This is a genomic window from Luteimonas kalidii (assembly GCF_029887935.1).
Taxonomy (GTDB): domain Bacteria; phylum Pseudomonadota; class Gammaproteobacteria; order Xanthomonadales; family Xanthomonadaceae; genus Luteimonas; species Luteimonas kalidii.
Genome location: NZ_JARXRO010000018.1, coordinates 124075 through 141570, shown reverse-complemented (window position 1 = coordinate 141570; position 17496 = coordinate 124075). Strand labels below are relative to the sequence as shown.

Below are 17496 nucleotides of genomic sequence, written 5' to 3'. Positions count from 1 at the left end.
GACAGGGCCGGGTCAGCGGTCTTCGAACCGCGCCGTCGAGACCTCGAACCACGGCGTGCACAGCAGGCGCTGGCGGGCCACCGCAGCGGCGCCTGCGCGCCACAGACCGGCCGACTCGCCATCGGGCAGCAGACCGTCCTCATCGGCCAACGGCGCGACCCCCAGGCACCAGCGCAGCCGTCGCGGCGACGCTCCCGGAATCTGGAACCGGAACGTCCCCTCTAGCGCGTCGCCCGCATCCAGTCGCCGCGCGAGCGGAGTCGCGGGCAGGGTCGGGCCGGTGGGCGAGTCGGGCAGCGAACGCGCCGCATGCCGGAGGGTGACGTCGCCATCGCCCGCGTGCTCGAACGTCGGCGTACCGATTGCGCCGGCGGCCTGCCGTCCGGTGAGCACGGCGCGGCGGTCGCCACGATCGAACACCAGCAGCGGGACGGCGCCGTCGTTGTGCAGCCGGTAGCGGATCTCGACGGTGTCGGCAGCCAACAGCGTCAGCTGGACCGACAGGCGCGCGCCCTCGTCATCGACCTGCGTGGCCGCCGTTGCGTCGCGATGGGACATGGATGCAGCCTCCGGGGCAGGTCTGGACGGCGCGCGCGTATTGTCGGCGAGCGCCGGCGCGCACATCGCGACGCACAGGGCGGCCAGCACCGCGAAACGTCCGGTTCCCGGCAGCGCGCGTGCGACCGTGGCATGCGCCACGTCCGGGGTCTGCACGGCATAGGTCAAGAATCGGCGGGAGGTGCGATTGCCGACGGCCGGGCTGGCCATAAAAGACGGGCAGCCCGCGCCAAGCGCGAACTGCCCGTCACTCCATCCGTGGAGCGTGTGGCCGCGGCTCCCTGCCCCGGTCACAAGGCGTAGCTGGGTCGATCCGGCAGGCCGAGTTCGCCGCGCAGGCCGTTCTCGGTCAGGTGGTCGGGATTGGCGGTGGTGGGCGGCGTGGCGGGATCGCCATCGAAGTCGAAGGGCGCGGCGGTGGTCTCCAGACCCACGGCCTGTCGCTCGGAATTGGAAATGCCGCGGTCGACGACATCCGGACCGTTGTAGTTGCCCGGCTGCAGGGTGCCGTTGGCGAAGTTGTAGGCGTGCGACATCTCGTGATACAGCACGACCACCGGCGCCGGGAACGCGTCCATGTGGAACGACGGGTTGTAGCGGATGTCGGTCTCCACGCCCGGACCGGCGCGGCCGTTGGTGATCTGCACGTCGGCCCAGGTCACGCCGTCCTCGGCGGGCATGGCGAATCCGTTGTGTTCGTTCGACAGCTCCTTGATCGTCACCGAGTTGCCGCGGGCCTCGGCGGTCTGGTCGAACTCGGCCAGCATCCGCTGGCCGTTCGGCGAGCCGCGCAGGAACTCGATGTCGGCCTGCACGCGCTGCACGAACGCATCCGAGCCCTCGACCGTGACGCTGCTGCCCACCTGCGGATCGATCTCGACGTTGATCACGGTCGGACGCGCGCCGGTCGCGGCGTTCACCACGTCGACCGCCTGCGCGTACACGGTGGTGGCGTTGCCTGCACCTTCGATGGTGTCGCGGCCGGCCCCGGCGTAGATCGCGCTGGCGCCGGGTGCGGCGTGCAGGGTGTCGTCGCCGAGACCGCCGGACACCATGTCGCCGGTGCCGCGGCTGCGGATGGTGTCGGCACCCGCACCGCCCTCGAGGTAGTTGCGGCCAGCGCCGCCGTCGATGCGGTCGTCGCCGTCGCCGCCGTAGATCACGTCGACGCCGCTGCCGCCCTGGATCTCGTCCGCGCCATTGCCACCGAACACGTCGTTGCGGCCGCTGCCCGACAGGGTGATGGTGTCGTCGCCATCACCGCCGTCGATACGGTTGTCGCCGCTGCCGGCGATGTCGATCGTGTCCTCGCCCTCGCCGCCTTCGGCGACGATATTGACGGTCACGTTCGAGGCCACCTCGATCACGTCGTCGCCGGCGCCGGTGCGGATGGTCAGCTCCTGGCCGTCGGCGACGCGCAGGGCGTAGGACTGGCCGTTGACCTGCACGTCGAGGGTGCCGTCGTCGCGCTGGCTCACGCCGATGCGGTCGCTGGCGCCGCCGGTGCTGAGCACCAGCTGATCGGAACTGACATAGGTCTGGCCGAGCCCGGCCTCCGCCAGCGTGCGTTCGCGGGCGATCGACACGGTCTGGTCCCGGTGCAGCGGATCTACCTGGATGTCCTTGCCGTCCGGCGTCTGTCCGACGGTGCGCCCGTCGGGGTTGCTCTGGTTGCCGTCGATCTCCGTGACCGCCAGGCGCGGCAGCAGGGAGACCACCGGCGGGGCGTCGACCGTGTCGGGGGCGACCGGGTTGCGGTCGAGGTCGGCGGCCGAGGCCAGGCGGCTCTCCGCCGCGGGATCGTCCCAGTAGCCGTCGGTGCGGACAGGAGTGGCATCGGAAAGGCGGCCGGCATCGGTCTGGATCGACATCGCAAGGATCCCGTGGAAGCGAGGTGGGACATGTATACGATGGCGTATGGAGGTCAGGAAGCTGGGGCGTACCCTGCCTGGGGCAAACCCTGGGGCGGCTGGGCGCGCGTTCTGCAATGCAGCATTGGCTCGCGTAGAATGCCGCTCCCTGATCTGCGGGCCCTGCCCGCGCCGCCGGAGTTCTCGCCACATGGGTCTCGACCACGTCTCCACCGGGAAGAATCCGCCCGACGAAATCAACGTCATCATCGAGATCCCGAAGGACGCCGAGCCGGTCAAGTACGAGGTCGACAAGGAGAGCGGCGCGATCTTCGTCGACCGCGTGCTGTCCACGCCGATGCGCTACCCCTGCAACTACGGCTACGTGCCGCACACGCTGTGCGGCGACGGCGATCCGGCCGACGTACTGGTGGTGCTGCCGCTGCCGCTGGTGCCCGGGTCGGTGATCCGCTGCCGCCCGGTCGGCGTGCTGAAGATGACCGACGAGGCCGGCAGCGACGAGAAGCTGCTGGCGGTGCCGGTGACCAAGGTGTTCCAGGGCTATGCCCACGTCGAGAACATCGACCAGGTGAGCACCCACTGGCTCGAGCGCATCGGCCACTTCTTCGAGCACTACAAGGATCTCGAGAAGGGCAAGTGGGTCAAGCTGGAGGGCTGGGGCAACGCCGAAGAGGCGAAGAAGATCCTGGTCTACGCGATCGAGCGCCACAACGCGCAGAAGGCCCAGGGCTGACGCGCGCGACGCCTGGCATCAGTCCAGGCGCCGCTTCCGCCGGGCCGGCCTCGGCCCGTCACTACTGCGCCCACACTCCCGGCACCGTCGACTCCGGCAACACCTGGGCCGACAGCTGGCGGTCGCTGTTGAGCAGGCGCACGGCGTCGGCGAGGATGGCCGCCGACTCTCGCAGCAGCGGATCGGGGCGCTTCTCGGCGGCCTTTTCGCGCGCGGCGTCTTCGGCGATGTTGCGCTCGCTGGCCTGCAGGCCGTCGTCCTTGGTATCGGCCAGCGGGTCCAGCGCCAAGCCAAGCGCCTTGCGCTGCTCCTGACGACGCTCACGCTTGGCGGCATCGCGGTCGCGCTCGGCGCGGCGCTCGGCCTCGTTGAGCGAAACGTAGCTCTTCTCGCGCTCGGCGCGGAACTCGGCCACGTCGGCCGTCCACCACTGGAACTCCTTGTCCTGCTTCACGCGCGCGGCGTGCAGGGCTTCGAGCCGGGGCAGCAGGGGCGAGAAATCGCCATAGCGCTGGTGCGGAACGGCCGCGATCTGGCGCCACTCGAGCGCGTTGTCGTAGGTGCTCTCGCCGAACTCGCTCGCATCCACCGTCACCGGGAACGCGATGTCGGGGACGACGCCCTTGTTCTGGGTGCTGCTGCCGCCGGGCAGGAAGAACTGGGCGATGGTGAGCTTGACGTGGCCGTAGCGGTCGCCTTCGTTGGCGGGCCAGCGGTCCAGCGGCACGATGTTCTGCACCGTGCCCTTGCCGAACGAGGTCTCGCCGATGACCAGGCCGCGGCCGTAGTCCTGGATGGCGCCGGCGAAGATCTCCGAGGCCGAGGCCGAACTGCGGTTGATCAGCACCGCCAGCGGGCCGTCCCAGCTCACGCCGGGGGTGCGGTCGCCTTCCACGCTCACGCGCCCGCCAGACTCGCGCACCTGCACCACCGGACCCTTGTCGATGAACAGGCCGGTGAGTTCGATCGCCTCGTTGAGCGAGCCGCCGCCGTTGTTGCGCAGGTCCAGCACCACGCCGTCGACGCCGTCGGTGCGGAACTGCTCCAGCAGGCGGGACACGTCGCGGGTGGCTGACGTGTATTCGCCGTTGCGGGTACGACGGCCTTCGAAATCCTGGTAGAACGCCGGCAGCTTGATCACGCCGATGCGCTTGTCGGCTCCGCCGCTGGCCGGCGCCGGCAGGGTGATGATCTCGGACTTCGCAGCCTGCTCCTCCAGCTTCACCCGCGCGCGCGTCAACACGATGCGCACCGGCTTGCTGTCGAGCGTCGCTTCGCCGGGCACCACGTCCAGGCGCACCTGGGTGTCCTTCGGACCCTTGATCTTCTCGACCACGTCGTCCAGCCGCCAGCCGACCACGTCCTCCATGGCACCACTGGCACCCTGGCCGACGCCGACGATGCGATCGCCGGGCTTGAACTTGCCGCTGATCGCGGCCGGCCCGCCCGCGATCAGTTCGCGGATCACCACCACGTCGTCCTGCTTCTGCAGCTGTGCACCGATGCCTTCCAGCGACAGCGACATGCTCTGGGTGAACAGCTTGGCCGTCCGCGGATTCATGTAGTCGGTGTGCGGATCGACGGTCGACGTATAGGCGTTGAGGAAGGACTGGAACGCATCCTCCTGGTCCAGCGCCGCCACGCTGTTGGCGAGGTTGAGGTAGCGGCGGTCGAGGGTCTTGCGGATCTCGTCGGGCTGCTTGCCGGCGAGCTTGAGACGCAGCCAGTCGTTGCGCACCGACTGCTTCCACAGCGCATCCAGCGCGGCGGCATCGGCGGCCCACGCGGCGTCCTCGCGGTCGTACTCCCAGCGGTCGTCGCCGGTGAAATCGAACATGTCCTGCTCGAGCAGCCCGCGTGCGTAGGCGACGCGATCCGCGACGCGCTGCTTGTAGAGCGCGAAGATGGTGTACGCCGGTTCGAGGTTGCCGCTGCGCACCGACTCGCCCATGCCCTTCTCGTAGGCGCGGAAGCGGTCGACGTCGCCGGCGGTGAAGAACAGCTTGCCGCCATCGAGCGCCTCGAGGTAGTGGTCGAAGATCTCGCTCGACATCGTCGCGTCGAGCGGCCGGGGCCGGTAGGCGTAGCGGCTGTCGGACAGCAGGCCATACACCAGCTTCGAGGTGGTGACCTGCTCGGCGCTGGGCGCACCCGGCAATGCGTCGCCGTCGGCCTGGGCCATCAGGCCCAGCGGCACGGTCAGCGCCAGGGCGATCAGCGGCACGGCGACGAGGCGGGTGAATTTCATCGGAAACGATCCTGGAGAACGGCCAAGGGAGCGACGCATCCACTGTGCCGCCGGGGTTCGACCCCGCACCAGTGCTTAAAGTTGCAGGGTCCGCCCCACTCTAGCGAGGCGCGGGGCAGGTGGTGTGAACGCCGTGCGACCGGTCGCTGCCCGCGCAGATCCGCCGATCCGCGCCCTGCCCCGCACGGCCGGGGCAGCAGGCGCGCGGTTCAGGCGGCGACGCCCGCTTCCATGGCCTGGCGGTCGGCATGGTAGGACGAGCGCACCAGCGGGCCCGAGGCGACATGGCTGAAGCCCAGGGACATGCCGTAGTCCTCCAGCGCCTTGAACTCGTCCGGCGTCCAGTAGCGCAGCACCGGGTGGTGATGGGCGCTGGGCTGCAGGTATTGCCCGATGGTGACCATCTCGACGTCGTGCGCCCGCAGGTCCCGCAGCGTGCCCTGCACCTGCTCCATGGTCTCGCCCAGGCCGAGCATGATCCCGGACTTGGTCGGCACGCCAGGATGCTGCGCCTTGAACTTCTGCAGCAGGGTCAGCGACCACTGGTAGTCCGCGCCGGGACGCACGTTGCGGTACAGCTCGGGCACGGTTTCGACGTTGTGGTTGAACACGTCCGGCGGATCGGCGGCGAGGATCTCCAGCGCGCGCTCCATCCGGCCGCGGCCGCGGAAGTCGGGGGTCAGGATCTCGATCCGGATGCCGGGCGCATGCGCGCGTACCTCGCGGATGCAGTCGACGAAGTGCTGGGCGCCGCCGTCGCGCAGGTCGTCGCGGTCGACCGAGGTGATCACCACGTACTTGAGCCCCATGTCCGCGATCGTCTGCGCCAGGTGCAGCGGCTCGGACGCGTCCGGCGGCTTGGGCCGGCCGTGGGCCACGTCGCAGAAACTGCAACGGCGGGTGCAGACCTCGCCGAGGATCATGAAGGTCGCGGTGCCGTGGCCGAAACATTCGTGGATGTTCGGGCAGCTGGCCTCCTCGCACACGGTGACCAGGCGGTTCGCGCGGAGCTTGGATTTGAGCGCCGCCACGGCGCCGTTGGAGGGGATCCGCACCCGGATCCAGGACGGCTTGCGCAGCACCGGCGCGTCGACGAACTCGACCGGCGAACGCGCGATCTTGTCGCCCGCCAGCTGCTTGGCGCCGGTCTCCAGCGACGCCTGGGCGCCGGCCTGGACGACCTGCAGCGGGATGGAACGCGGGCTGGATTCGGACATGGGGTCTCAGGCGGCTTGCGGCGCGGAGGGAGGGACGGCGGCCAGCCCGGGCGGCGGCGCCGGCTGCAGGGCCAGCCCGAACTGGCGGGCCAGCGCGTCCAGCAGCACGGGCTTCACCGCGTCGGGGCCGGACGGACCACCCAAGTCTAGCATCGACACCACCTGCAGCCCGGCGTAGCCGCAGGGATTGATGCGCCGGAACGGCCGGGTGTCCATGGCGATGTTGAACGCCAGCCCGTGGAAGGTGCGCCCGTGGCGGACGCGGATGCCGAGCGCGGCGATCTTCGCCTCGCCCACGTAAACCCCGGGGGCCCCGACGCGGCGTGCGCCGACGATGTTCCACTCCGCGAGCGTGTCGATCACCGCCTGCTCGATGCGGCAGACATAGTCGCGCACGCCCAGCTTCAGGCGCTTGATGTCGAGCAGCGGGTACACCACCAGCTGTCCCGGCCCGTGGTAGGTCACCTGGCCGCCCCGGTCGACGTGCAGCACCGGGATGTCGCCGGGCATCAGCACGTGCTCCGGCTTGCCGGCCTGGCCGAGCGTGAACACGGGATCGTGCTCGACCACCCACAACTCGTCGAGTGTGTCGTCGCCACGCCCGTCGGTGAAGCGCTGCATGGCGCGCCAGACCGGTTCGTAGGGCTGGCGCCCGAGGTCGCGGACCAAACCGTGCGGGTGCACGGTCGCGACGGGCCGATCCGCCGACCTGTCGCACCCGGCCGCGAGCCCGCTCATCACCGGCTCGCCCGGTACAGCGGACGTCCTACAGCGTCCACTTCACTTCCGGGTGCCCGCGCAGGGCGGTGTGCGCGGCCTCGTACTGGGCGCGGTCCTCGGCACGGAAACTCAGCTTCACCGAGACGTAGCGGCCACCGGTGGACTCGCGCCAGGCAATGCTCTCTTCCAGCACCGTAAGGCCGGCCTCGGTGAGCAGGCGCGGGATCTCGCTCTCGAGGCCGATGTTGGCGGCCCCCATCGCGGTGATCTCGAACGTGCCCGGGAACTGGAAGCCGTGATCTGGGTTGTCGGACTTGATTTCCATGAGACCGATTATGGGGCTGCGGGCGCGGAACCCAAACCACCGCCGGCGGAACGCAAAAGGCCGCCCGTGGGCGGCCTTCGCGACGTTCGGGCACCTGTCGCAGGACTCAGCGCGACAGTTCCAGCAGGGTCGAGGACACCCAGCCCTTGTTCCCGAGCTCGTCTTCGACCTCCCACATCATTCCTTCCTTCGCTCCCGTGGGGTAGAGCATCATCCCCACGTCCAGCGAGCGCACCACGCCCTTGCCGTCCGGCCCCGTGAACAGGCGCGCCGGCTTGGTCACGGTGACCGCCTGCTGCGCGTTCGCGGCCGAGGCGTTGTCCGGCAGGCCGCCCAGCTGCGCGACCAAGTCGGTATAGGCCTGCAGGTAGGCCAGCGTGATCACCTGGCCCAGTTCGGTATTGGCATAGCCGCCCACGCCCGCGGCGCCGAGGCCGCTGCCGCCGAACAGCCCACCGCCGGCACCCCAGCCGATGTCGGTCTTCTTGGCGTGGCCTTCGGCCATCGCCAGCTGCTCGGACGAGCGCACGTCGGTGACCGTGAGCACGACGTCGGCGGTCTTGCTCTTGAAGTTCAGTCCGCCCACGAGCGCGCCCGCGCGGCCGCCGATCAGGCCACCCAGCAGCCCGCCCACGGCATTGCCGCCGGAGTTGTTGTTGGCGCCGATCAGGTCCGGGACCATCACGTAGTCGGCCGCCTTGATCTGACCCTTGCCCACGTTCGAGCGCACCCGCAGCTCGCCGTCGGCGCCGAGGTCGCGTTCGCGCATCGCCGCGTCCAGGCCGGCGCCGCGGTCGACCAGGGTGAAGCAGCGCGACTTGTTCACGAACACCTTGATCAGCCGCGACGGCGCGGGCAACTGCTGCCCCGTCCACCAGTGCACGCCGTCCTCGGGTTCGAGCACCGAGATCGCGCCCAGCGGCTGGGCGCAGGTGGGAATCTGCGCCACCTGTTCCTGGCGCCGCTCCTGCGCGCTCTGGCGCTGGGCCAGCGCCGGTGTTGCGGCAGCGACCATCGTGACCGCCGAGAGCGCGAGCATGAGCGCGCGCCTGCCAGTGGATCCGGACATGTAGTACCCCTCGATTCTTCCTGAAAATGGATATGCCGGGCGCGTTGCGCGCCCACCCCCTAGCCGGCCGTGACGCACTCCCGCGTCGCGGCCGCACGGCGGATCCTAGCAAAAACGCGATCGGGACGAGGGCCCGGCCAACGTCCTCAGTCGGCGTTCCACCACATCAGGAATTCGTGCCACAGGCGCTTGAAGAAGCCCGCTTCCTCGACCGCCTGCAATGCCACCAGCGGCCGCTCGGCCACCACCTTGCCGTCGAGGGTGATGCGCACCTTGCCGATCGCCTGGCCCTTGGTGATCGGCGCGACCAGCGTCTCGGGCACGTCCATCGAGGGCTTGAGCTGGTCGTACTTGCCGCGGGGCAGGCTCACCAGTACCGGCGCGGCGACGCCGAGCTGCACTTCATCGGCCCGGCCCTTCCACACCTTCTGGGTCGAGATCGCCTTGCCCGCGTCGTACACGCGGTGGGTCTCGTGGAAGCGGAAACCCCAGTTGAGCAGCGCCAGCGAATCGGTCGCGCGCTGCGCTTCGCCGGTCGAGCCCATCACCACCGAGATCAGGCGCTGGTCGCCACGCCTGGCCGAGGCCATCAGGCAGTAGCCGGCGCCGGAATGGTGGCCGGTCTTGATGCCGTCGACGCTCGGGTCGCGCCACAGCAGCAGGTTGCGGTTGCGCTGGGTGATCGGGCCGACGGTGAATTCCCTGATCTTGTTGTACGCGTACTCCTCGGGGAAGTCGCGCACCATCGCGCGGCCCAGCAGGGCCAGGTCGCGCGGGGTGGAATAGTGCTCGGGCTCGGACAGGCCGTGTGCGTTGACGAAGTTGGAGTTCTTCATCCCGATACGCTGGGCATAGGCATTCATCAATGCGGCGAAGGCCTCCTCGCTGCCGGCGACGTGCTCGGCCAGGGCGATCGCGGCATCGTTGCCCGACTGCACCACCATGCCTTTCTCCATCTCCAGCAGCGGCGCGGTCTGGTTGACCGGGAACCCGCTGTAGCTGCCGTCGGTGCCCGCCCCGCCCTTGCGCCAGGCGTTCTCGGTCATCATCACCTGGTCGTCGACCTTGACCTTGCCGGCCTTCAGCTCGGCCGCGATCACGTAGCTGGTCAGCACCTTGGTGATGCTCGCCGGCTCCACCCGCTCGTCGATATTCTCCCCGGCCAGGACCTGGCCGCTCGCGTAATCCATCAGCAGCCACGCCGAGCCGGTCACCGAAGGCGGCGGCGGCGTGGGCAGGTTGTCGCTCAGCGCGGCGGCGGGCGCCGCCTGCGCGGGCGCGGGGCGCGGCGCGTCCTGCGCGAGCGCGAACCCGACGGCGAAGGTGGCAAGCGCGGCCACGGCGAGGCGGCGGAAGACTGCAACGGATTTCATCGAACACGGTACTCCGGTGGTCCGGTCATCCCTGGCCGGGCGAAACATGGTCGCCGCGCCGGATGGCGGCGCGGGCGGAATGAAAAAGTCTACTCGCGTACGAACTGCGGCATGCCCAGGCCCAGGCCCGAGACCCGCGCGGCCAGCTCGGCCGCCCCGGCATCGGCGACCGGCCCCACGCGCACCCGCCACAGCGTGCGGCCGGCCCTGGCCACGTCCTGCATCGTCGCCGTCGCGATGCCGGCCCCGCGCAGCGTGGCGAGCGCGCGCTCGGCGTTGTCGCGCACCGAGAACACGCCGACCTGCAGGGTCACTGCGTCGCTGCTCCCTGCGGCGGCGGATGCGGATGCGGCAACCCGGGTCGGCGCCGGTTGCGCAGGCGCCGGCGAAGGCGTGGCGCCGGGAGATGTGGCGGGAGTCGCGGCGGCGCTTGCAATGGGGGCGCCCGCCGCGGCATCCAGTCGCGCCTGACGCGCGCGCATCCAGGCGTCGAATTCGTCGGCGCTCCTGATCCGGCCATCGGCGGCGACCAGGCGGAAGCGGTCCTCCTCGCGGCCGTACCCCGGATGGTCGGCGAGCCTCGCGGGACCTTCGGCGGGTGTCGTCGCGGAACGCACGGGGGCGGGCACCGGCGCGGCTGTGGCCGATGCCGCGCCGGCCGGCAAGCGCCCGACCAGGGCGTCCATCGCGCTGGGCACCGCGGGCGCCGGGGCAACGGCGGCCTGCAGGGTGTCGGTCTCGCCCGGGCGCAATGCCCGCACTTCGACCCGGCCCGTGCCGCGACGCTGGATGTCGAGCTTCACCGCGGCGGCGTAGCTCAGGTCGATCACGCGCCCGTCGTGGAACGGCCCACGGTCGTTCACCCGCACCACCACCGAGCGTCCGTTGTCGAGGTTGGTCACGCGCGCGTAGCTGGGCAGCGGCAGCGACTTGTGCGCGGCGGTGAAGGCGTACATGTCGTACACCTCGTGGTTGGAGGTGCGGCGGCCGTGGAACTTGTTGCCGTAGTAGGAGGCCAGCCCGGTCTCGACGAACCCGTCGGTCGACTCCATCACCCTGTACGACTTGCCGAGCACCTGGTACGGCGAGCGGTTGCCGTAGGCCGATCGCGGCTCGTGCACCACCACCGGTTCCGGGATGCAGGCGACGTTGGGCAGGTAGTCGGGCGTGCTGTCGCGCACGCCGGGCTTGTAGAGACCGCCTCCGACGTAATCGCCGCGGGTGGACGGATCCTCCTGCGCGCGCGGATAGGGTTTGAAGCCGGTGCAGTCCGGCGCTGGCCCGGTCGCAACCGGCGGCGCGACGCGGCCCGCGCCTCCCGTGGTGGAAGGTTTCTTCGCCGTACCGGCGCAACCCGCCAGCAGGGCCAGGACCAGCAGCGGCAGCAGCCGCCTCATCGCCCGGATCCGACCCCGGTCCGGATCGCCTGCGCCAGCTGGTGCACCGACAGCGAGTACATCGGGGAGCGGTTGTAGCGCGTGATCACGTAGAAGTTGCGGTACGCCAGCCAGTACTCCTTACCCGCGACGCCATCGAGCGTCAGCAGGGTGGCGCCCTCCGCCACCGGCTGGCCCGGCTGCGGCCGGTAGCCGCGCGCGGCGAGGTCGGCCAGCGGATACACCGGCTCCCAGTTCTCCGGCACGAAATCGGCCGCGCCCGCGTCGCGGGCGGCGCGCGCGACCACGGGCCCATCGCGCTCCCAGCCGTGGACCACGAAGTAGTTCGCGATCGAGGCGAACACGTCGGGCAGATGGGTCAGCAGGTCGCGGCGGCCATCGCCGTCGCCATCCTTCGCCCACAGCCGGTAGCTCGAGGGCATGAATTGCCCAAGACCCATCGCGCCGGCGTAGCTGCCCTTGAGCGCCAGCAGGTCGAGCTGGGGCTCTTCCTTCTTCAGCGCGAACAGCTGCGCCAGTTCGCCGGCGAAGAACGGGGCGCGCTTGGGAAAGTCGAAGGCCAGGGTGTAGAGCGCGTCGACCACGCGGTAGTTGCCGGTCACGCGCCCGTAGCTGGTTTCCACGCCGATGATCGCCACGATCATCTCCGCCGGCACGCCGGTCTGCGCCGACACGCGTTCGAGCGCGTCGCGGTGCTGGCGGTAGAACGCGATGCCGCCGTCGACGCGCGCGTCGTTGATGAAGATGGGCCGGTATTCATGCCACTTGCGCACGGCCTCGGCCGGGCGGTTCATGGCGTCGACGATGGGCTGCTTCGTCTGCGCCTGGGCGAGCACCGCGCGCACCTGCGCCGCATCGACGCCGTAGGTCTGCACGGTGTAGTCGACGAATGCGTCGATGCGCTGCGCACGCGGCAGCGCCGGATCGGTGACCGATGGCGGCGCCACGGGACGCTCGGGCGGCTGCGGCACCCTGGGCAGCAGCGCGGGCGCTGCGGGCGCCTCTGCGGCGGAAGCCGGTGCGGGCGCAACGGGCGCGGAACCTGCCGGAGGCGGCGGGGCCGGCGTCGCGCATGCGGACAGCGCGAACGACAGCAGGGGGACGGAGAGCGCGGCTGCGGGGCGTCGGATCATCGGCGGCGAGGTTAGCACGCAGGCCACGCGCGAAGGCTGCGCCGACGATGAACGCAGCGCAACTCGCTCGACGATCGCTTCGCCTGCGCGCTCGCGTCAGCGCTTCTTGCCCTGCGCGTGCGCGCCGACCGACATCACCACGCCCAGCCCCGCCAGCAGCGACACCGCCGCCGTGCCGCCGAAGCTCAGCAGCGGCATCGGCACGCCCACCACCGGCAGCAGGCCGGAAATCATCCCGCCGTTCACCAGCACGTACACGAACAGCGCCAGGCCGAGGCTGCCGGCGAGGATGCGCGCATAGGCATCGCGCGCCTCGGCCGCGATCCACAGGCAGCGACCGATGACGAACGCGTACAGCGCCAGCACCGTGGCCACGCCGATCCAGCCGAATTCCTCGGCCAGCACGGCGAAGATGAAGTCGGTGGTGTGTTCGGGCACGTAGTCCAGGTGCGACTGGGTGCCCTCGCCCCAGCCCTGGCCGGTCATGCCGCCCGAGCCGATCGCGATCTTGGACTGGATGATGTTCCAGCCCGCACCGAGTGGATCGTTCTCCGGATCGCGGAAGGTCAGGATGCGGTCCTGCTGGTACGGACGCAGGAACGAGAACCACGCAATCGGTGCGAACAGCGCCAGGCCTGCCGCCCCCGCCGCGCCCACGCCGGCGGCGATGAACCAGCCCCAGGACAGGCCCGAAAGGTACAGTGCGAACACGCCGCTGGCCGCGACCAGCATCGCGGTGCCGAAATCGGGCTGCAGCAGGATCAGCCCGGTGGGCACGGCGACGATCGCGGCCGCCCCCAGCACCGTGGCGAAACGCGGCGGCAAGGGCGCCCGGCTCAGCGCCCAGGCCGCCATCATCGGCAGGCTCAGCTTCATCAGCTCGGCCGGCTGGAAATAGAACACGCCCAGGTCGATCCAGTGCGCGCCGCTGCGGCCGGTCCCGATGAACAGCACCGCCAGCAGCGGCAGCAGCGACAGGCCGTAGACCACCGGGGTGGCGCGCCGCAGCGGCGGCGGCGGAATCCGCGACAGCAGCCACATCGCGCCCAGCCCGACCACGTAGCGCGCGCCCTGCGACTGCACCAGCGCGACATTCTGCCCGCCGGCGCTGTGCAACACGGCCAGACCGATGCCCATCAGCGCCAGCAGCGCGGCCAGCAGCGGCCAGTCGAGCGTGCGTGTGAAGCGCGCGAACAGGTCGAACAGCCAGCGCAGGATGGTGTTCATGGCATGCGTCCTCCGGAGCCCCGGCCTGCAGGGGCCGGCGGGTCCGGGCGCGCCGGGGCCGATGTCCCGGCGCCTGCGTCGCCGACAGGACGCGCCTGCGCGGGCACGTTGCCGGGACCGGCCGGGACAAGCGGCCCGACGTCGGCCTGGGCCGCCGGCGTGTGTGGACCGGAGCCCGTGACGACGTTGCCGAAATCGGGTGGCGCCACACCGTCCTGCCCCTCCGGCACCGGCATCTTGCCCAGCAGCCAGGCGTCGAAGATCTTGCGCGCGATCGGTGCGGCCGCGCTGCCGCCGTAGCCACCCCCCTCGACCGCGATCGCCACCGCGATGGTCGGCGCCTCCACCGGCGCGAAGCCGATGAACAGCGCGCGGTGGCGCAGGTGCATGGGCAGGCTGCGCGGATCGACCGCAGCCGTGCCGCGCCGGCTGATGACTTGGGCCGTGCCGGTCTTGCCGGCCATCGTGTACGGCGCCCCGACCGCGACGCGCCAGCCGGTGCCGCCGGGCTGCATGGTGTCGGCCATGCCCAGCCGGACCACGTCGACGTTGGCCGGATTCGGACTGACCGGGACCGGCGCGGGCTGGGGCAGGGCGGCCCAGGGCGCCTCGAACCCCGAACGCGTCTGCGCCACCAGGTGCGGCCGCCGCAGCGAGCCCTCCGCCAGGCCGGCGGTCGCGCGCACCAGCTGCAGCGCGGTCACCTTCCAGTCGCCCTGGCCGATGGCCACGTTGACCGTGTCGCCCGGGTACCAGCGCTCGCTGCGCGCGGCCAGCTTGGTCGCCGGGGACGGCAGGATGCCGCCGATCTCCCCGGCCAGATCGATCCCGGTCGGCGATCCGAAGCCGTAGTGCGCCATGTACTGGTCGAAGCGCTCGATGCCCAGGTCGAGCGCGAGCCGGTAGTAGTAGGTGTTGACCGAGGCCGAGATCGACTTGCGCAGGTCGGTCCAGCCGTGGCCACCGCGGCTGGCATCGCCCCAGCCGCGGCGCGTGCCCGGCAGGTAGAACATGCCGGTGGACAGCACGCGGTCCTCCGGCGTGCGCAGGCCGCTGTCGAGGCCCGCGAGCGCGATCAGCGGCTTGAGCGTGGAGCCCGGCGCCACGCCGCCGAGCACCAGCCGGTTGAACAGCGGCCGCGACGGGTCGTCCATCAGCCGCCGGTAGTCCGCACTCGAGATGCCGTTGACGAACAGGTTCGCGTCGAAGCTGGGCAGGCTGACCATCGCCAGGATCTCGCCGCTGCCCGGGTCCATCGCGATCGCCGACCCGGTCTGCTCGCCGAACGCCATCACCATCGCCCGCTGCAGTTCCAGGTCGATCCCCAGCCGCAGGTCGGTGCCGGCCTGCGCGGGCACCATGCCGATGCTGCGCAGGGCGCGGCCCTCGACGTTGGTCTCCACCTGCTCGTAGCCGATGCGTCCGCGCAGCTGGACGTCGTAGTAGCGCTCGATGCCGGTGCGGCCGGTGTGCGGAAACAGCACCTGGTCCGGCCCGTAGCGCTCGACGTCGCTCTCGTCGGTGCGCCCGACGTAGCCGATGACGTGCGCGAGCAGGTCGCCATGCAGGTAACGGCGGTTGAGGTAGGCCACGACCTCGACCCCCGGGAAGCGCCAGCGGTCGACCGCGAACCGGGCCACCTCCTCGTCGCTCAGGCGCTGCTTGAGCGTGATCGCGCGGAAACTGCGCGTGGCCTTGCGCGTGGCCTCGAAGCGCGCGATCTCCTCCGGCGACAGCGCCACCACCTGCGACAGCGCCGCGAGCATCCGCGGGATGTCGCCCGCGTCCTCGGGCGTCACGTCGATGCGGTAGGCCGGCACGTTGTCGGCCAGCAGCCGGCCCTTGCGGTCGTAGATCAGGCCCCGCGCCGGCACCACCGGTCGCGGCTTGATGCGGTTGGCCTCGGACTGGCGCGCGTACTCGTCGTGCTCGAGAACCTGCAGCCGGAAGTACCAGGCCGACAGCCCTGCGAGCGCGAGCGCGACCAGCACGAAACCCACGAAGGCACGCAGGCGGAACTGGGCGGCTTCGGCTGAGGCGTTGCGGATCCGCTGGCGACGCGCGCGCATCAGCGCGACCTCCGCCCCTGCCGGAACGCGTCGAACAGCAGGAACAGCGGTGCCCACAGCAGCATGCCCAGCAGCGGCGCCAGCCAGTACGGCCAGGGCAGCTGCGGCAGGCCGAGCAGCAGGTGGATGGCGGCGGCGACCACGCGGTCGTTGAGCAGCAGGCCGCCGATCGCGAGCGCCTGCTGCGCCAGCGGGAAGAACCGCAGCTGGGCGCGGAACCGCTGCAGGATGAAGGCCATGACCACCAGCCGCAGCGCCTGCTCGCCGAGCAGCGCGCCGGACACGAGGTCGGCGAGCAGCCCCGCCAGGAAGGCGAAACCGAGTCCGGCCCGGTCGGGCTCCTCGATCACCCAGTACGCCACCACCAGCGCCAGCCAGTATGGCCGCAGGCCCTGCACCGCCGGGGGCAGCGGCAGCAGGCCGAGCAGCAGCGCGACCAGCACGCTGACCGGCAGCAGCCAGAGCCGGCCGCGGCGGTTCATGGCGCGCGCTCCGGCGCGGGACGGGCCGTGGCCGATGCGGGCGGCGCGGTGGCCGCGGGCGCCTGCGTCGCAGGCCCCTCCCCGGCGGGGACAGCTCCCGCCGACGCACCCGGTCCTGCCGCATGTTCCGGCGTGGCGCCGTCTCCGGTTCCCGCTGCGCGGACGGAGTCCGCGGCGGACGGGAGGGGCAGCGCTGCCCGCGGCTGTTCGTGCAGCAGCAGCACGTCGCGGCCACGGTCGAGCTGGGCCGAGGGCGCCAGCTCCCCGATCAGGAAGGCATGGCTGTCGTCGGGCCGCAGCGCCACGACCCGCCCGACGGGGAACCCGGGCGGGAAACGCCCGCCGAGGCCCGAGGTCACCAGCACGTCGCCGATCTCCACGTCGCTGGAGGTCGGGATGTTGCGCAGCTCGAGCCGGTCGCTGCGGCCGATGCCGTAGGCGACCAGGCGCACGCCGGTGCGGGAGATCGAGACCGGGACCGCGTGGTCGAGGTCGGTGAGCAGCAGCACGGTCGCGGTGCCGGGGGTGACGGCGATGATCTGCCCGAGCAGGCCGCCGGCATCGATCACGCTCTGGCCCTGGCGCACGCCGTCGCGCGCGCCGGCGTTGAGCAGCAGCCGCTGGCGCGCGGGGTCGAGGTCGACGTCGAGGATCGGCGCGAGCCGGACATCCAGCCCGCCGCGCGCGGCGGCGCCGAGCAGCCCGCGCAGGCGTGCGTTCTCGTCCGCCTCCACCTGCAGCCGCGCCTGGCGCGCGCCCATCACCAGCAGCTCGTTGCGCAGCCGGCGGTTGTCGTCGGCGAGCATCGAACGGGTCACCGCGTCCTCACGCATGGTCTGCCCCAGCCGCGCGGGCAGGCCGGCGACCTGCCACAGCGGCTGCGCCGCGATGCTGGCGGTCGCGCGCGCCTGCCTGAGCCATCCGCCGCGGTGGTCGAGCACCATCAGCACCACCGACAGCGCCAGATACGCCAGCAGCCGCAGCGTTCCGGCGACGTCGCCGGGGCGGGGGGCGGCTGGATTGGCGAAAGAGGACACGTCAGCAGCCGGGCATCGAGGGTCGGGGGTCGGGATC

General features: G+C 71.2%; 15 protein-coding genes. 1 reads left to right on the top strand and 14 read right to left on the bottom strand.

Annotation, left to right across the window (positions count from 1 at the left end):
* Positions 1 to 12 precede the first annotated feature (12 nt).
* Together QFW81_RS11600 and QFW81_RS11595 are read right to left on the bottom strand one after the other, a co-directional pair.
* On the bottom strand, positions 13 to 558 hold the full coding sequence (locus QFW81_RS11600) for a hypothetical protein (RefSeq protein WP_280578935.1): 546 nt from the start codon (positions 556 to 558) through the stop codon (positions 13 to 15).
* 290 nt (positions 559 to 848) lie between these two features.
* Positions 849 to 2429 carry a M91 family zinc metallopeptidase gene (locus QFW81_RS11595; RefSeq protein ID WP_280578934.1) on the bottom strand — a complete coding sequence of 527 codons (1581 nt, stop codon included), beginning with the start codon at positions 2427 to 2429 and terminating at the stop codon, positions 849 to 851.
* 190 nt (positions 2430 to 2619) lie between these two features.
* Between QFW81_RS11595 and ppa the strand changes: the two genes are divergently transcribed.
* Positions 2620 to 3162 (top strand): inorganic diphosphatase, encoded by a 543-nt coding sequence (gene ppa, locus QFW81_RS11590; protein ID WP_280578933.1) that lies wholly within the window; start codon positions 2620 to 2622, stop codon positions 3160 to 3162.
* Between the two features lie 61 nt (positions 3163 to 3223).
* Here the strand turns inward: ppa and QFW81_RS11585 are convergent, their stop codons facing one another.
* From QFW81_RS11585 to mreC, 12 genes are all read right to left on the bottom strand, one after another.
* Positions 3224 to 5410, bottom strand: a complete 2187-nt coding sequence (locus QFW81_RS11585; protein ID WP_280578932.1) for a carboxy terminal-processing peptidase — start codon at positions 5408 to 5410, stop codon at positions 3224 to 3226.
* 209 nt (positions 5411 to 5619) lie between these two features.
* A complete protein-coding gene (gene lipA, locus QFW81_RS11580; protein WP_280578931.1) occupies positions 5620 to 6627 on the bottom strand; it encodes a lipoyl synthase in 1008 nt (335 codons plus the stop codon).
* A gap of 6 nt (positions 6628 to 6633) precedes the next feature.
* Positions 6634 to 7365 carry a lipoyl(octanoyl) transferase LipB gene (lipB, locus tag QFW81_RS11575; RefSeq protein WP_425604028.1) on the bottom strand — a complete coding sequence of 244 codons (732 nt, stop codon included), beginning with the start codon at positions 7363 to 7365 and terminating at the stop codon, positions 6634 to 6636.
* Positions 7366 to 7393: 28 nt separating this feature from the next.
* The gene (locus tag QFW81_RS11570) at positions 7394 to 7672 is read right to left on the bottom strand and encodes a DUF493 family protein (RefSeq protein ID WP_280578929.1); all 279 of its coding nucleotides are present in this window, start codon (positions 7670 to 7672) and stop codon (positions 7394 to 7396) included.
* A 106-nt stretch (positions 7673 to 7778) separates the two neighbouring features.
* Positions 7779 to 8741 (bottom strand): CsgG/HfaB family protein, encoded by a 963-nt coding sequence (locus QFW81_RS11565; RefSeq protein ID WP_280578928.1) that lies wholly within the window; start codon positions 8739 to 8741, stop codon positions 7779 to 7781.
* Between the two features lie 146 nt (positions 8742 to 8887).
* Complete coding sequence (locus QFW81_RS11560) at positions 8888 to 10114, bottom strand: D-alanyl-D-alanine carboxypeptidase family protein (RefSeq protein ID WP_280578927.1); 1227 nt, start codon at positions 10112 to 10114, stop codon at positions 8888 to 8890.
* Between the two features lie 89 nt (positions 10115 to 10203).
* Positions 10204 to 11511, bottom strand: a complete 1308-nt coding sequence (locus QFW81_RS11555; protein ID WP_280578926.1) for a septal ring lytic transglycosylase RlpA family protein — start codon at positions 11509 to 11511, stop codon at positions 10204 to 10206.
* Positions 11508 to 12644, bottom strand: coding sequence for a lytic murein transglycosylase B (gene mltB, locus QFW81_RS11550; RefSeq protein ID WP_280578925.1), 1137 nt, complete (start codon positions 12642 to 12644; stop codon positions 11508 to 11510). The genes QFW81_RS11555 and mltB overlap by 4 nt, the downstream gene beginning before the upstream one ends.
* A 96-nt stretch (positions 12645 to 12740) precedes the next feature.
* Entirely contained in the window at positions 12741 to 13871 is a 1131-nt protein-coding gene (gene rodA / locus QFW81_RS11545; RefSeq protein ID WP_280578924.1) for a rod shape-determining protein RodA, read from the bottom strand.
* Positions 13868 to 15940 carry a penicillin-binding protein 2 gene (gene mrdA / locus QFW81_RS11540; RefSeq protein WP_425604027.1) on the bottom strand — a complete coding sequence of 691 codons (2073 nt, stop codon included), beginning with the start codon at positions 15938 to 15940 and terminating at the stop codon, positions 13868 to 13870. The genes rodA and mrdA overlap by 4 nt, the downstream gene beginning before the upstream one ends.
* A complete protein-coding gene (mreD, locus tag QFW81_RS11535) occupies positions 15940 to 16422 on the bottom strand; it encodes a rod shape-determining protein MreD (protein ID WP_280578923.1) in 483 nt (160 codons plus the stop codon). The genes mrdA and mreD overlap by 1 nt, the downstream gene beginning before the upstream one ends.
* Positions 16419 to 17459 carry a rod shape-determining protein MreC gene (gene mreC / locus QFW81_RS11530; RefSeq protein WP_280578922.1) on the bottom strand — a complete coding sequence of 347 codons (1041 nt, stop codon included), beginning with the start codon at positions 17457 to 17459 and terminating at the stop codon, positions 16419 to 16421. Before mreC ends, mreD begins: the two co-directional genes overlap by 4 nt.
* Between the last annotated feature and the right edge of the window lie 37 nt (positions 17460 to 17496).

Bases quoted from the DNA above. Each gene is read 5' to 3' on its own strand.
- QFW81_RS11600 (WP_280578935.1), bottom strand. From the start codon at position 558: ATGTCCCATCGCGACGCAACGGCGGCCACGCAGGTCGATGACGAGGGC.
- QFW81_RS11595 (WP_280578934.1), bottom strand. From the start codon at position 2,429: ATGTCGATCCAGACCGATGCCGGCCGCCTTTCCGATGCCACTCCTGTC.
- ppa (WP_280578933.1), top strand. From the start codon at position 2,620: ATGGGTCTCGACCACGTCTCCACCGGGAAGAATCCGCCCGACGAAATC.
- QFW81_RS11585 (WP_280578932.1), bottom strand. From the start codon at position 5,410: ATGAAATTCACCCGCCTCGTCGCCGTGCCGCTGATCGCCCTGGCGCTG.
- lipA (WP_280578931.1), bottom strand. From the start codon at position 6,627: ATGTCCGAATCCAGCCCGCGTTCCATCCCGCTGCAGGTCGTCCAGGCC.
- lipB (WP_425604028.1), bottom strand. From the start codon at position 7,365: ATGAGCGGGCTCGCGGCCGGGTGCGACAGGTCGGCGGATCGGCCCGTC.
- QFW81_RS11570 (WP_280578929.1), bottom strand. From the start codon at position 7,672: ATGGAAATCAAGTCCGACAACCCAGATCACGGCTTCCAGTTCCCGGGC.
- QFW81_RS11565 (WP_280578928.1), bottom strand. From the start codon at position 8,741: ATGTCCGGATCCACTGGCAGGCGCGCGCTCATGCTCGCGCTCTCGGCG.
- QFW81_RS11560 (WP_280578927.1), bottom strand. From the start codon at position 10,114: ATGAAATCCGTTGCAGTCTTCCGCCGCCTCGCCGTGGCCGCGCTTGCC.
- QFW81_RS11555 (WP_280578926.1), bottom strand. From the start codon at position 11,511: ATGAGGCGGCTGCTGCCGCTGCTGGTCCTGGCCCTGCTGGCGGGTTGC.
- mltB (WP_280578925.1), bottom strand. From the start codon at position 12,644: ATGATCCGACGCCCCGCAGCCGCGCTCTCCGTCCCCCTGCTGTCGTTC.
- rodA (WP_280578924.1), bottom strand. From the start codon at position 13,871: ATGAACACCATCCTGCGCTGGCTGTTCGACCTGTTCGCGCGCTTCACA.
- mrdA (WP_425604027.1), bottom strand. From the start codon at position 15,940: ATGCGCGCGCGTCGCCAGCGGATCCGCAACGCCTCAGCCGAAGCCGCC.
- mreD (WP_280578923.1), bottom strand. From the start codon at position 16,422: ATGAACCGCCGCGGCCGGCTCTGGCTGCTGCCGGTCAGCGTGCTGGTC.